This window comes from Mycolicibacterium sp. lyk4-40-TYG-92 (assembly GCF_030209435.1).
Lineage (GTDB): Bacteria > Actinomycetota > Actinomycetes > Mycobacteriales > Mycobacteriaceae > Mycobacterium.
Window position 1 is genome coordinate 602,767 of the sequence record NZ_JARVRX010000003.1, and the last position, 13,864, is coordinate 616,630.

The 13,864-nt window shown below is 66.0% G+C and carries 16 protein-coding genes; 5 read left to right on the forward strand and 11 right to left on the reverse strand.

Going from position 1 to position 13,864, the window contains the following annotated elements; all coding sequences use genetic code 11:
- Positions 1-22: 22 nt before the first annotated feature.
- Genes QRN63_RS09035 through QRN63_RS09050 form a run of 4 tightly spaced genes read right to left on the reverse strand, consistent with a single transcriptional unit; the run spans position 23 to position 2,458 of the window.
- The gene (locus tag QRN63_RS09035) at positions 23-424 is read right to left on the reverse strand and encodes a TIGR03668 family PPOX class F420-dependent oxidoreductase (protein WP_267319681.1); all 402 of its coding nucleotides are present in this window, start codon (positions 422-424) and stop codon (positions 23-25) included.
- Complete coding sequence (locus QRN63_RS09040) at positions 424-1,017, reverse strand: hypothetical protein (RefSeq protein ID WP_285030474.1); 594 nt, start codon at positions 1,015-1,017, stop codon at positions 424-426. Before QRN63_RS09040 ends, QRN63_RS09035 begins: the two co-directional genes overlap by 1 nt.
- A 60-nt stretch (positions 1,018-1,077) precedes the next feature.
- Positions 1,078-1,647: an orotate phosphoribosyltransferase gene (locus QRN63_RS09045; RefSeq protein WP_285030475.1), complete on the reverse strand. Its 570-nt coding sequence runs from the start codon at positions 1,645-1,647 to the stop codon at positions 1,078-1,080.
- A gap of 10 nt (positions 1,648-1,657) precedes the next feature.
- On the reverse strand, positions 1,658-2,458 hold the full coding sequence (locus QRN63_RS09050) for a HugZ family pyridoxamine 5'-phosphate oxidase (protein ID WP_285030476.1): 801 nt from the start codon (positions 2,456-2,458) through the stop codon (positions 1,658-1,660).
- A gap of 38 nt (positions 2,459-2,496) precedes the next feature.
- Here QRN63_RS09050 and treS point away from each other — a divergent pair, with 38 nt between their 5' ends.
- From treS to QRN63_RS09065, 3 genes are all read left to right on the forward strand, one after another.
- Positions 2,497-4,221 (forward strand): maltose alpha-D-glucosyltransferase, encoded by a 1,725-nt coding sequence (gene treS, locus QRN63_RS09055; protein WP_285030477.1) that lies wholly within the window; start codon positions 2,497-2,499, stop codon positions 4,219-4,221.
- A complete protein-coding gene (locus QRN63_RS09060) occupies positions 4,221-5,486 on the forward strand; it encodes a maltokinase N-terminal cap-like domain-containing protein (protein WP_285030478.1) in 1,266 nt (421 codons plus the stop codon). Before treS ends, QRN63_RS09060 begins: the two co-directional genes overlap by 1 nt.
- A gap of 210 nt (positions 5,487-5,696) precedes the next feature.
- Positions 5,697-7,427, forward strand: a complete 1,731-nt coding sequence (locus tag QRN63_RS09065; protein ID WP_285030479.1) for an AIPR family protein — start codon at positions 5,697-5,699, stop codon at positions 7,425-7,427.
- 260 nt (positions 7,428-7,687) lie between these two features.
- Here QRN63_RS09065 and QRN63_RS09070 read toward each other — a convergent pair whose 3' ends face one another.
- From QRN63_RS09070 to QRN63_RS09090, 5 genes are all read right to left on the reverse strand, one after another.
- Positions 7,688-8,761: a cellulase family glycosylhydrolase gene (locus QRN63_RS09070; protein WP_267319675.1), complete on the reverse strand. Its 1,074-nt coding sequence runs from the start codon at positions 8,759-8,761 to the stop codon at positions 7,688-7,690.
- Positions 8,762-8,816: 55 nt separating this feature from the next.
- Positions 8,817-9,110 (reverse strand): SDR family NAD(P)-dependent oxidoreductase, encoded by a 294-nt coding sequence (locus QRN63_RS09075; protein WP_267319674.1) that lies wholly within the window; start codon positions 9,108-9,110, stop codon positions 8,817-8,819.
- Between the two features lie 67 nt (positions 9,111-9,177).
- Positions 9,178-9,918 carry an ABC transporter permease gene (locus tag QRN63_RS09080; RefSeq protein ID WP_285030568.1) on the reverse strand — a complete coding sequence of 247 codons (741 nt, stop codon included), beginning with the start codon at positions 9,916-9,918 and terminating at the stop codon, positions 9,178-9,180.
- Positions 9,919-9,976: 58 nt separating this feature from the next.
- On the reverse strand, positions 9,977-10,786 hold the full coding sequence (locus QRN63_RS09085) for an ATP-binding cassette domain-containing protein (protein ID WP_285030480.1): 810 nt from the start codon (positions 10,784-10,786) through the stop codon (positions 9,977-9,979).
- Entirely contained in the window at positions 10,783-11,229 is a 447-nt protein-coding gene (locus QRN63_RS09090) for a MarR family winged helix-turn-helix transcriptional regulator (protein ID WP_285030481.1), read from the reverse strand. Before QRN63_RS09090 ends, QRN63_RS09085 begins: the two co-directional genes overlap by 4 nt.
- A 55-nt stretch (positions 11,230-11,284) precedes the next feature.
- On the opposite strand from QRN63_RS09090, the gene QRN63_RS09095 reads away from it, so the two are divergent.
- Complete coding sequence (locus QRN63_RS09095) at positions 11,285-12,085, forward strand: enoyl-CoA hydratase/isomerase family protein (RefSeq protein WP_285030482.1); 801 nt, start codon at positions 11,285-11,287, stop codon at positions 12,083-12,085.
- Here QRN63_RS09095 and QRN63_RS09100 read toward each other — a convergent pair.
- Positions 12,082-12,630: an isochorismatase family protein gene (locus tag QRN63_RS09100; protein WP_285030483.1), complete on the reverse strand. Its 549-nt coding sequence runs from the start codon at positions 12,628-12,630 to the stop codon at positions 12,082-12,084. The two genes, QRN63_RS09095 and QRN63_RS09100, sit on opposite strands and share 4 nt — an antisense overlap.
- 55 nt (positions 12,631-12,685) lie before the next feature.
- Here QRN63_RS09100 and QRN63_RS09105 point away from each other — a divergent pair, with 55 nt between their 5' ends.
- Positions 12,686-13,255: a TetR/AcrR family transcriptional regulator gene (locus QRN63_RS09105; RefSeq protein WP_267319669.1), complete on the forward strand. Its 570-nt coding sequence runs from the start codon at positions 12,686-12,688 to the stop codon at positions 13,253-13,255.
- On the opposite strand, the gene QRN63_RS09110 is transcribed toward QRN63_RS09105, so the two are convergent.
- A complete protein-coding gene (locus QRN63_RS09110; protein ID WP_267319668.1) occupies positions 13,232-13,858 on the reverse strand; it encodes a TetR/AcrR family transcriptional regulator in 627 nt (208 codons plus the stop codon). The genes QRN63_RS09105 and QRN63_RS09110 overlap by 24 nt on opposite strands.
- Between the last annotated feature and the right edge of the window lie 6 nt (positions 13,859-13,864).

The following is a 13,864-nucleotide window of genomic DNA, read 5'->3' on the forward strand; positions in this document are numbered from 1 at the left end:
GTCGGCACAAGACTCAAGCAGCTCAAGCGTGCCAGGAACTCCAGCGGCTGATCGCCACCCGGATCACCGGGCCGTCGAGTGCCACCCGGTCGTACTGGTGATACTTCGCCCGCAGCAGCGAGTAGCCGATCGCCATCTCGTCGCCGCTCGGGTGCACGCTGGCGATGCCGTCGGCACGGGCCCACCAGAGGTGGGACCAGTCATCGTCGTACTCCTCGGCGAGCAGGCTCACGCGCGGGTTGGCCGCGATGTTGTCCAGCCGCCGCAGATGCTGTGTCGACTTCCGCTTGGCGTCGACCGCCGTATAGAGCCGGTCCCCGCTGACCGCGAAGACCACCGGCACCACATGCGGCTGGCCCTCGGCGGACACCGTCGCCAGGACCGCGACAGGAGCGGCGGAGAACAGGGCGGCGGGATCGGTCATCAGCGGCGGTGTGGGTTCGGGGCGACGCTCATCGGCATGCGGGTCACGTTGATCTCCGGCGGACGCGTAGGTGCGGGCGGCGCGGCGGGTGGGTGATACGCCGGGGGCGCCGCGGCGGGCGGTGGTTCGGCCGGCGGCGGGGGAGGAGGCGGCGGGCTGAGCGTCGACGAGGTCACCGGGGCGGGCGTCGTCGTCGTGGTCGTGGTTGTCGCGGGTGTCGGTTCCGCGGGCGCCTCATCGGAGCCGGAATCGCGGCGGGTGGCCAGGACCACCAGCGAGACGACGAGCGCGACCACGGCGACCGCGACGACGATCAGCAGCAGCCGGGCGTCTTTCGTGCGGTACCAGGGTGGCGGGGGCTCGCGGAACCGCCAGGTGTCGGTGTTGAACGCATCGAAGGTGTCGCCCGTCGGCTCCGGTTCGGGGATGACGAACGAACCCGTCGTCGGGCCGGCAAACGGTCCAGTGCCGTGCGGGCCCGGGTCGACGGCGCGGAACGGATCGGTGTCCGGGTCGTCGTCCTGCTCTTCGGCGGAAGATTCCAGCACGCCACCCGGCGAGAGTTCGCGCTCTGGGTCGTCGCTGTCAGCCACCTCCCAGATGCTAGGGGTGGCTCGCGCCAATTGCTCGGTATCGGCGCGCGTGTCCGCGCTTTAGACGTCCTTGACCGGTTCGATGCCGAGATCGCGGTAGCTGACCAACGCGGCAAACGGCACACCGCGCTTGGCGAACCGGTCGGTGGCGATGTCGCCGCGGTCGACCATCGGGATGACACCGGTGACCACCGCGCCGACGGAGGTGACGCGATCGTAGGCGATCTCGGTGGAGCCGCCGGTGCTGATCACGTCGTCGACCAGCAGCACCCGGGTGCCGGGCTCGATGCGGGTGCCTTCGAGCCACTGCTCACGGCCGCGCGCCTTCTGCTCCTTGCGGACCGAGAACCACCGCTTGCCGGTGACCATCGCGACGCCGTGCGCCAGCGGGTCGGCGCCCATGGTCAGGCCGCCGACGGCGTCGAACTCGATGCCGCGCAGCGCGGCGAGTTCGGCCACGGCCTTGCTGACGATCGTCAGGCTGACGCCGTTGTCGATGGCGAACTTGCCGTCGATGTAGTCGTGGCTGAGCTGCCCGCTGGCCAGCCGGAACGGCTCCTCGCGGCGCTCGTAGCCGCGGGTGCGGATCAGGTCGAATGCGGCTTCCCAGCCTGCGGGGCGATCAGACATGGTGCGAATCCTAAACCTGGCGGGACAGTCGAGCCAATTCGACTGTTGCGGAACGTAATTCATCGATGGACTGCAGGGGCCGCGGGTATCCGACCCGGGTGTAGGCCATGCCGCGGGCGGTGTCGACCCGCAGATCGAGGCCGTAGCGGTCGGCGCCGGTACAGGTCGCCGACTCGGTGTCGGGGTAACCGCCCAGCACGCGGGCCATGGCCGCCAGCGCGTCGGCGTGGTCGGCGTTCAGGTGCGCGACAGCCCCGGCGGCCGCCGGCGTCACCGGATCCGGCTGGGCCGCAGCGTAATCCGCGCCGGTGGTCGAGTCCATGCGACCGTAGCCGCCGACCCACCGGACGCGGTCGACGTGCAGCACCCACAGGGCGAAGTCGCTGTAGTCGATGTAGTACTTCGCGGCCGGTACCGCCGCGACATGGGCGTCCCGGGCGGCGTCGCGTTCGGCGCCTTCCGGCCGCGCCACCCGGCCGGCCAGGGTCACCCGGCCACCGGCGAGCGGGTCCTTGTCGGCGCTGGCCGCGATGATCGAGATGCTGGCCCGCTGATCGCCGGCGAGGTTGCGGCCGTGCTCGGCGAGATTCGAGACGCACAGCACCGGCGAGCCGCCGAGCAGTCCATAGGTGACCATCGACGCCCACGGATCGCCGTCCGCCGTGAGGGTTGCCAGGGTCCCGGTGTTGGTCGAGGCCGCGATGGTCCGGGCCTCTTCGGCGGCCGTCGGCCGGGTCGCGTTGACGATTTCGGCCAGCGGCGGCGGGATCGTCGGAGCATCACCTGGGTCGCCATGATCGCGTGTCGCCACGTTTGCACCCTACCCAGGCGCGGGTACGTTGGTTCTCGATGGACGCCTCCAACGGTGGCGTGGAACATCCAAGCGCCGCAGACTTCGGACATGCGCGAGTCCTCCCCGAGGACCGCACCTGGTTCAAGCACGCGGTTTTCTATGAGGTGTTGGTCCGCGCCTTCTACGACTCAGACGCCGACGGCTCAGGTGACCTCCGAGGTCTCACCGAGCGACTCGACTATTTGAAATGGCTTGGTGTCGACTGTATTTGGTTGCCACCGTTCTACGACTCGCCACTGCGTGACGGTGGCTACGATATCCGTGACTTCTACAAGGTGCTGCCCGAGTTCGGCACCGTCGACGACTTCGTCGCGCTGCTGGACGCCGCACACAAGCGCGGCATCCGCGTCATCACCGACCTGGTGATGAACCACACCTCGGATGCCCACGCCTGGTTCCAGGAGTCCCGCCGCGACCCGAACGGGCCCTACGGCGACTACTACGTCTGGAGCGACACCAGCGAGAAATACCAGGACGCGCGCGTCATCTTCGTCGACACCGAGGAGTCCAACTGGACCTTCGACGCGGTGCGCAAGCAGTTCTACTGGCACCGCTTCTTCTCCCACCAGCCCGACCTGAACTACGACAACCCCGCCGTGCAGGAAGCGATGATCGATGTGCTGCGCTTCTGGCTGGGCCTGGGCATCGACGGATTCCGACTCGACGCGGTGCCGTACCTGTTCGAACGCGAGGGCACCAACTGCGAGAACCTGCCCGAGACCCACGCCTTCCTCAAGCGCTGCCGCAAGGTGATTGACGACGAGTTCCCGGGCCGGGTGCTGCTGGCGGAGGCCAATCAATGGCCGGCCGACGTCGTCGAGTATTTCGGCGATCCCGAGACCGGCGGCGACGAATGCCACATGGCGTTCCATTTTCCCTTGATGCCAAGGATTTTCATGGCGGTCCGGCGGGAGTCGCGGTTCCCGATCTCGGAGATCCTGGCGCAGACCCCGGAGATACCCGACCTCGCGCAGTGGGGCATCTTCCTGCGCAACCACGACGAGCTGACGTTGGAGATGGTCACCGACGAAGAGCGCGACTACATGTATTCCGAGTACGCCAAGGATCCTCGGATGAAGGCCAACGTCGGGATCCGTCGGCGCCTGGCCCCGTTGCTGGAGAACGACCGCAACCAGACCGAGCTGTTCACCGCGTTGCTGTTGTCGCTGCCCGGGTCCCCGGTGCTGTACTACGGCGACGAGATCGGCATGGGCGACATCATCTGGCTCGGCGACCGCGACGGTGTGCGCACCCCGATGCAGTGGTCCGCCGACCGCAACGCCGGGTTCTCCACCGCCAACCCCGGCCGGCTCTACGTCCCGCCCAGTCAGGACCCGGTGTACGGCTATCAGGCGGTGAACGTCGAAGCGCAGCGCGACACCACGAATTCCCTGCTCAACTGGACACGCACCATGCTCGGGGTGCGGCGACGGCACGACGCGTTCGCCGTCGGCTCGTTCCGGGAACTCGGCGGGTCAAATCCGTCGGCGCTCACCTATGTGCGCGAGCTCGACGGTGACACGGTGCTCTGCGTCAACAATCTGTCCCGTTTCCCCCAGCCGATCGAACTGAACCTGCAGCATTGGAACAGCTACACGCCGGTTGAACTGACAGGCCAGGTCGAGTTCCCCCGCATCGGGGAACTGCCTTACCTGTTGACACTGCCCGGGCATGGTTTCTACTGGTTCTCGTTGCGTGCGCCCGTCGGTGAGGAGCCGTGATGGATTCACAGTTGACCGAATACCTGACCCAGCAGCGCTGGTACGCCGGGCGCAACCGCGAGCTGGCCGGAGCCGAACCGGCGTTGGTCGTGGCGCTGCGCGACGACATCGACCTGGTGCTGCTCGATGTCAGCTACCAGGACGGCCCCGGCGAGCGCTACCAGTTGGTGCTGCGCCAAGGCGACGGCGAGGTCGGTGACGCCCTGGGTGACCCGGAGGTCGCGAACCTGCTGCTCGGCCTGATCGCCGACTCCGCGACGATCGGTCCGGTCTCCTTTTCCGCCGAGCCCGACGCCGAGCTGCCCGCGGGCGAGACGTCGCGCGTGATGGGCGCCGAACAGAGCAACACCAGTGTCGTGTTCGACGAGGCCGCCATCCTCAAGCTGTTCCGCCGCGTCACGTCCGGCGTGAATCCCGACATCGAGCTCACTCGGGTGCTCGGGCGGGCCGGCAGCCCGCATGTGGCGCCGCTGCTGGGGACGGTGTCGCTGGATGGTGGTCCGGAGACGGCGCTGGGCATGCTGGCCCGCTTCGCCGACAACGCCGCCGAGGGCTGGGACATGGCCGTCGCCAGCACACGGGACCTGTACGCAGAAGGCGACCTGTACGCCAATGAGGTGGGCGGCGACTTCGCCGGGGAATCGGAGCGGCTGGGGCAGGCCGTCGCCGCGGTGCACGCCACGCTGGCGGCCGAGCTCGGCACGGCCACGGCACTGTTTCCGGTCGAGACGATGCTGGAGCGGCTGGCCGCGGTGACGGCGTCGGTGCCGCAGGTCCGCGAGTACGCCGCGGCGATCGAGGATCGCTACCGCGCGCTCGAGGGTCAGCCGATCACGGTGCAACGCATTCACGGCGATCTGCATCTGGGTCAGGTGCTGCGTACCCCCGAGACCTGGCTGCTGATCGACTTCGAAGGCGAACCCGGGCAGTCACTGGATCAGCGCCGCGCACCCGACTCGCCATTGCGTGACGTCGCGGGCATTCTTCGGTCCTATCAATACGCGGCGTTCCAGCGGCTGACCGAGGGCGGCGGCAACGAACAGCGCCACAAGCAGCTCGCGGCTCGCGCCCGGGAATGGGCCGACCGTAACCGGGCGGCGTTCTGCGCGGGCTATGCCGAGGGCGGCGGTACCGAGCCCGATGCGGAACTACTCGCCGCCTACGAGCTCGACAAGGCGGTGTACGAAGCGGGGTACGAGGCCCGGCACCGGCCGCACTGGCTGGACCTGCCGCTGGGAGCCATCGCGAACATCGTCGACGGTTAGGTGCACTAATCAGCAATGGACTGAGTGCAAGCTGGTGAGGAACCGACCCCGCTCCAGGCGCGGATGATCTTGTAGTAGGAGAAGTAAGCTAAGCGCCGGAGATCGGGCCCACAGGCCCACCCCAGATACCGCTTTTGGGGGCGTGTCATGGCCGGCGCGGTCCGCCTTACCTTGCAAAAATTGTCGGTTGCGTAACCTAGGCTCTGTCACGTGGCCAACAACGAGCAGGCGCTCCTAGATCAGGTACTCCTACAACGGCAGAAGGAGCGCGCCGTCGCATTACCTGAGGATGAAGCATTTGAACTTTTCGCGGCAGAGCAGGCGCTTCGGTCTCGGGAGTTGTCGGTAGATGAGGTTTCTGACGGGGTAATAGGTGGCTCGAATGACGGCGGAATTGACGCTGTCTACGTGTTACTTGGCGGAGTTCCACTCTCCGAAGACAGCGAGGTCATTCAGGATGGATACGACGCCAAAAAGACCGCCGCAGGCACGCGCTTAGAGTTGTGGATCGTACAGGCTAAGCGTGAGTCATCGTTCACTGAAACCGCTGTGGAAAAGATAGCCGATTCGATGCGTCGGTTACTCAGCTTGGGCGAAGACGAGGCCGACCTGCTCAAGTTATATTCGCCAACAATCGTGCTGCGAACCGGGTTCTTCAGGAGAGCGCTCCGCAATCTGGCGAGTAGGCATCCCGATGTAGCCATATATGCGATTTATGCGTCGAGGGGAGACACTGGCAGTGTCAACTCAAAAGTGGAAATCAAGGCAAATCATCTACAGTCTCAATTGGCAAATGTAATGCCAGGCGCTTCTGCGAGCGTAGAATTCATGGGCGCCGAGGAACTCTGGCTTTCGGCCAATTCTATTCCGTCGTATACCATTCAGCTCACCTATCAGGAAAACGCTACTAGTGGCAACAGTCACGTAGCCCTCGTTCAGCTCAGTGATTACGTTACATTTCTCACGGATGAACAAGGTAGTTTGCGTCGCCACATCTTCGACTGGAACGTGCGAGATTATCAGGGCGACGTAGAGGTGAATCGTGAGATAATGGAATCGCTCCGAAGTAATGATTCGCCCGAATTCTGGTGGCTTAACAATGGAATAACGATTGTCTGTTCGAAAGCCACTGTTATATCGAAGACGTACTCGATGGACAATGTGCAAGTTGTGAATGGACTGCAGACGTCGCATTCGATTTTCAGGGTGCTTGGTGATCTCGACGAAGATCATCCGATCCGGCGTAGGTCGGTTTTGGTGCGGATTCTGGTTACCGGTGATGACATTACGACGCGAGACCAAGTTATTAGGGCGACGAACCGTCAGACGTCTGTGCCTGCAGCATCGCTCCGAGCTACCGATGGGATTCAGCGTGACATTGAAGCCTATTTCCTAGGTAATGACTGGTTCTACGATCGACGCAAAAACTACTATCGAAATATTGGAAAATCTGCTGAGCGGATTGTGAGTATTCCGTTGCTGGCCCAGGCCGCCATGGCGATGGGGTTAGGGCGGCCGGATAATTCGCGCGCGCGGCCTTCGAGCTTGTTGAAGCGTGACGAGGAATACGAGACCATATTCTCCAACTCGATTCCGTTGGAAGTTTATCTCTGGCTCGCCAGGTCGCAAAAATCGATTGATGCTTTCCTGGCTTCTGAAAGCGCTGCCGCGACAGCGCAAGAACGCACAAATCTGCGGTTTCACCTAGCGATGTATGCGGCTGCCAAGCTGTTTGGGGGTCGTGTCAGAAGGCCCGTGCAACTGGCCGGTATTTCGAAGTCCTCCACCTCGATCGAAGACGCTGACCTGCAAGCTTGTTTGGCTGAGTTGCGTGAATACTTCGCGGAGTTTCAAGCGGAGACATCGTATGCCTCTGACAAAATCGCGAAGGGTAGTGAATTTGTGGAGTTTCTTCAGAAGAAGCAATTCCCGCCGAAGTAATAGCCACGGACCGAATAGCATCGGCGCCAGCGCAAGGCGGGATAGAACTCGCCTTAGCGGTCAATCGGATGCTACATCGATGACTTTGGCGCAAACAGCTGGGCACTCTGGACGCCAGCGTGCGGATCTTTGATTGCGAGTGCTGCAGCGCTTGCATAGAAGGAGTCGCGAGCATGCCCCCGGGCCAAATACCCGAGTCACAACTAGCTCGCGAGCAGTATGGAACGATGAGATCGCGAGGCCAGCTTTTTAGATGATCGTCACGCCATCGACTTCACGACCGCCTGAGCCGGCTTCGGGCTCCAGTCGGTGCGGTAGACCCCGATGGATTCCTCGGGGTTTCCGCTGCCGGTGACGCGGTCGCGCGTGGTGTAGATGTACGACGGTCCGGCGTACGGCAGGGTGCGCCACTTGGCCAGGAAGTCGCGGATGTAGTCGGCCTGCGTGGCTTCGTCGACGGCCGAGTTGGGCTCGCCGTACTCGGTGGCCCAGATCTTCTTGCCGCCGTCACCGTTGGCGGCCATGGCGGCGTGGATGCCGTCGGTCTGGCTCAGCGGCGAGTTGGGCACTCCGGCGCCTGCCGAGAACTTCAGGTTGTAGTGGTACGGGTGGAACGACAGCGCGTCGAACGAACCCGCGGCGCCGGCGGCGTACATGCGCTGGATGAAGGTCACCGGGTCCAGCGTCAGCGAGCCGAAGGACACGACCGCGCCGACCACACCGCCGATCACCACCGCGCCGCGGTCGGCGGCCTTGATCTTCGGGTACGAGGCCTTGAGCATGTCGGCGTAGACACCGGGCTCCGGGCCCTGGGGGCCGGACGTCCAGGACATCACCGCGTTGGGCTCGTTCCAGATCTCGTAGGCGTCCACCCGGCCCCGGTAGTGCGCGGCCACCGCGCCGGCGAAATCGCCGTACACCGCGGCGGAGGCCGGCGGGCTGCTGATCGGGATGGCACCGGGTGCCACGGCCCAGGCCGGCGTCGCGACGATCGCGCCGACCACCGACATGTGGCGGGCATTGGCCGCCCCGACGACCGTGTCGACCTGGCCCCAGTTGAAGCTGCCCTGGGTGCCCTCGATACCGGCCCACGGAATGATGATGCGGACGGTGCGCACACCGGTCGCCGACATCAGGTCGAAGGTGTGGTTGATGTCGTCGGCGTTCATGCCGTAGACGTCGGAATCGGCGAAGCCGACACTGCTGGCCGACTGGCTGATGCCCGTCGGGATGAACGGGATGGTGGCCGGATTATTGGCCAGGGTTTCGGTGGCGCCGGCGGACACCGCCGCGACGGTGAAGACTGCTGCAGCGATCTTGAGGGCGTTGCGCAACGTTCGTTCCAATCTGTGGCCATGATCTGCCGATTGGCTCGAACCTAACAGCAATTCAGGCGGAAGCAGGCAGGACCGAGCGATACAGCTCGGGGTCGACGATCATGTCGACGCGGCCGAACCGGGCGCGGGTCAGGGCCAGCACCTGGTCGAACTGGCTGCGATCGTGAGTGTCGGCCGCGAGCGCGTAGACGCGATCGGCGGGATAGCCGTGAGTGATGCGGACCAGCGAACCGGGTTGCCGCGCGGTCACCACTACGCGGTGCCCGTCGGCCAGCAGGCTGTGTGCGGTGGCGAGTCCGGCGTCGGTGCCGGCGTCCAGGACGACCGCGACGATGCTGTGCTTCATGACATCGAGTCAACGCCCGCGGCCTAGGCGTGAGATGAGAGCCGACTAGGTAGTCGAACAGCGTTGGTCACCGCACCAGGCGGCGCAGCAGGCCCGACGCGGCAGCGATGCCGAGCACCGCCGCGACGGCGAGGACCGTGACGTCCAGCCGGGTGTTGCCCGGTGTGCCCAGCAGCAGTGAGCGCAGCGCGTTCACTTCGTACGACAGTGGGTTCACGGTGGACAGCGCGCGCAGCCAGCCCGGCATGATGTCCACCGGATACAGCGCGTTGGAGGCGAAGAACAGCGGCATGGTGATGGCCTGGCCGATGCCCATCAGGCGGTCGCGATTGCGGACCAACCCCGCCAAAGTCATTGACAGGCACGAGAAGAACGCCGACCCGAGCATCACCACCACCATCGCGGCCAGGATGTGCAGCGGGTTGAAGCTCAGGTGGATGCCCATCAGCAGCGCGATCAGCAGAACCCCGAGCACCTGGGCGATCGATCGGACTCCGGCCGCGAAGGCCTTGCCGGTGATCAGGGCCGACGCCGGCGACGGGGTGACCATCAGCTTCGCCAGGATGCCGGCGTCGCGGTCCCAGACGATCTGGATGCCGTAGAAGATCGAGATGAACAGCGCGGACTGGGCGATGATGCCGGGCGCCAGGAACGACAGGTAGGGCACGCTGCCGGTGCTGATCACGTGTAGGCGCGAGAACGTCTGCCCGAAGATCAGCAGCCACAACGCGGGCTGAATCGTCCGGGTGACCAACTCGGTGCGGTCATAGCGCAGCTTCTGCAACTCGACGAGCGCGAAGGCGCCCATCCGGCGGGCGAGGCCGCCGATGCGTTTGGTGCCACGGGGCGCGGTGACAAGTTCGACATCAACTGACACGACGGGCAGTCCTCCTTCCGGCGCGGACATCCTTCAAGGTCTGGCGGTCGTCATCGCCCGACAGATCGGAGCCGGCGTAGTGCCGGAAGACATCCTCGAGGGTGGCGTCCGGGCCGAGCGTGGCCTTCAGATCGGTGGGCGACCCCACGGCCTGCAGGACGCCGTGATGCATCAGGGCAACCCGGTCGCACAGCGCGTCGGCTTCCTCCATGTAGTGCGTGGTGAGCAGGACCGTCATGCCGAACTCGCGCTGCATGTTCGCCACCTGGGCCCAGACGCTGTCGCGCGCAATGGGATCCAGGCCGACGGTGGGTTCGTCGAGGATCAACAGCGATGGCCGGTTCACCAGGGCTTGTGCCAACTCGAGTCGCCGGACCATGCCGCCGGAGAAGGTCTTCGCAGGCCGATCGGCGACATCGAGCAGCTGCATGGCCCGCAGCGCATCGTCGACCCGGTCCCGGCGTTCGCGGCGCGGCACGTCGTAGAGGCGCGCGAAAAGGTCGACGTTCTGACGACCGGTGAGGGCGGATTCGATTGAAAGTTGTTGCGGCACATAGCCGAGGTTCTGGCGGATGTCCATGGTGCGGCGTCCGGCGTCGAGCCCGAAGATGCGTATCTGACCGTGCTTGACGGGTGTCAGCGTGGTGAGCAGCCGCACCAGCGTGGTCTTGCCTGCGCCGTTGGGGCCGAGCAGTCCCATGGTTTCGCCCACGTCGACGGTGAGGCTGAGGTCGTCGACCGCGGTGAAATCGCCGTAGCAGTGCGTGACGTGGTCGCATTCGATGGCGGGGGTGCTCATGGTTGGCCCTCCTGGAGCATTCGGGTCATCTCGTCCAGGACGTTCAAACCCTTTGTCAGATCACGGATTTGCTCGTCGCTGAGTTGGTTCAGTACGACATCGAGGGCGGCCCGGCGGGCGGCCCTGGTCTGATCGGCGAGCTGTTGGGCGGGTTCGGTCAGCCGGAGCCGGCCGATGCGCCGGTCGTCGGGGTCGACGGTGCGGACGAGGAGCTCGTCCGCAGCCAGCTTGGAGACGAGGGTCGACGCGGTGTTGGCGGCCAGGCCGAGTTCCTGTGCGGCTTCCCGAACCGAGATGCCGGGCTGCCGGCCGACCAGTCTGAGCAGTTCGGCCTGCGATTGGGTCACTCCCGCGAAGCTGCCGCCGGCGGTCCGGCGTAATTGCCGGCGGAACCTGCCGACGGTGTGGAACAGGCCGGTGGCGAGATCGGAGGTGACGGGCACGTCCCTATAATAGCTCTGTTGCAGAGGTATTACCGAACCGTGGTTTACTCGGGCGGTGTTCCCCGAGTACCGCACACTGCTGACCGCATTCGGCGGCGGTGTGGTGACACTGACGCTGAACCGGCCGGGGCGGCGCAACGCTTTCGGTGACGGGATGCGGGAGGAACTCGCCGACGCCTACACCCGCTGCGACCACTCGGACGATGTGCGGGCCGTCGTGCTGACCGGGACGCCACCGGCGTTCTGTGCCGGTGCCGACCTGGCCGCGGGCGACCAGACGTTCGCGGCGCCGGGCCCGGAGTTCAGCGCGGCCGGCATCCAGGTCGCGGCGTGGTCGTTGAGCAAGCCGGTGATCGCGGCGGTCAACGGGCACGCGATCGGGCTGGGGCTCACCTTGGCGCTGCAGTGCGATATCCGGATCTTCGCCGCCGATGCCCGCTACGGCGTTGTGCAGGTGCGCCGCGGGGTGGTCGGGGACGCCTACTCGCACTGGGCGCTGCCCCGGTTGGTCGGGATCGCGCGGGCCGCGGAAATCCTTTTGACCGGAACAACTTTCGATGGCACCCGCGCAGCGGAGCTCGGTATCGCGAGCCGCGTGCTGCCCGCTGACGAGGTGCTGCCGGCCGCGCTGGAGGTGGCCCACGACATCGCGGACAACACCGCGCCGATGTCGGTGGCGGCCAGCAAGCGGCTGCTGTGGGATTCGTTCGACCTGTCGCGCGACGAGGTGGGCCGGCGGGAGACGGAGATCCATCTCGCTGTGATGGCACATGACGACGCCAAGGAAGGCGTGCGGGCGCTGCAGGCCGGACGTCGGCCGCGGTGGTCGGGGCGGCCGGTGGACCCGACGGCCTAAGTAACCGTCACGCCGGAATCTCTCAGGGCGGCAATGGCATTCGCGGCGCCGTCAGAGGACACCCCGGCGGTGTAGTCGAGCAGGACGCGGGTGCGGAACCCGGCCTTGGCGGCGTCTGCGGCCGTCGCCTTGACGCAGTAGTCGGTTGCGATGCCCACCACATCCACCTCGTCGACCCCGCGAGTGCGCAGCCAGTCCGCCAGCGGAGTTCCGGTGCCGTCCTCGCCTTCGAACCCGCTGTATGCCGCGGAGTACCGGCCTTTGCGGAACACCGCCTCGACCGTTGACACGTCGAGCTCGGGATGGAACTGCTCGCCCGGTGTCCCGGCGACACAGTGCGGCGGCCAGGACGTCAGGTAGTCGGGTTGATCGGAGAAATGTGCACCCGGGTCGATGTGATGGTCCGCCGTGGCCACGACGTGGTCGTACTCGCGGCGGGCCAGCAGGCCGGTGATCGCGCGGGCCACGGCGCCACCGCCGGACACCGCGAGAGAACCCCCTTCGCAGAAGTCGTTCTGCACGTCGACGACGATCAACGCCCGCATGTGTCCACGGTAGACCGCTTGCTGCGCTTCGCCAGTTGCCGTAGCGTCCGGACACGTGTCTGAACAGGCGCTTGAGCCCACCCGGCGCCGGTTGACGGCCAAACAGGCCGATACGGTCGACCGGCTGAGCCGTGCCGCACTCGATCTGTTGCGCCGCGAAGGCTTCGCGGGTCTGACGGTCCGCCGGGTCGCTGCCGACGCCGGCGTCGGCGCGGCGACGGCCTACACCTACTTCTCGTCGAAGGAACACCTGGTTGCCGAGGTGTTCTGGCGCCGGCTGGCTTCGTCGCCGCCCGCGGCGCACGACTCCGACGATCCTGCCACCCGGGTGACCGAGGTGCTGCGGCACATCGCGCTGCTGGTGATCGACGAACCGGAGTTCGCGGGGGCTGTGACCAACGCGCTGCTCGGCCGCGATCCGGATGTCGAGGTACTGCGGCAGCGCATTGCCGCGGACATCCGCTCCCGCCTGGCCGCGGCACTCGGCCCGGACGTGGACGACGACGTCATCGAATCGCTGGAGATGCTCTATTCGGGCGCGCTGGTCCGCGCCGGCATGGGCTTCACGTCGTACGACGAGATCGCCGAACGGCTGGAGAAGTCAGCCCGGCTGATGCTGCGCTGACGATCGGGTGCCCAGCATCGCGAGCGCGGCGGTCAGCGCCGGCTCGGTGAGTTCGGCGACGTCCCGGCCGTCCTCGACGAGCAGTGCGGTCAATTCGCGAAGACCGCCGAGCAGGATCAGCGCCAGTGGCCGGCTGATCGGCGCGATCCCGGCGCGCTGGAACCCCGAACCGCTCGTGAGGTCGACGACCATGTCGGTGAGGTGCTCCATGGCAAGGCGATTCAGCGGCAGCGCGGCGTCACCGAGGGCCGGCGCCTCCCGGATCCAGCTCAAGGTGATCGCGGGCCGCGATTCAATGTGCGCGACGTACGCGTCGACCGCGTTGCGCACCTGCTGCTCCCAGGCACCGTCGGGATCGATGGCGGCGCGAATCCTGGCGATGAGGTCCTCGTTGTTGGTCCGCAGCAGCTCGACGAAGCACTCCTGCTTGCTGGCGAACTGGTCGTAGAAGGTGCGCTTCGAGGTCTTGGCGTTCCGGACGATGTCGGCGACGGTGGTGTCGCGGTAGCCGCGGGTCTCCAGCGAGGTGGCGAGCCCGTCAAGCAGCCGCCTGCGGAACGGCTGTGCAGCCGATTGTGCCGAGTTGCCCTCGCTGTCCGTCATCTCTTC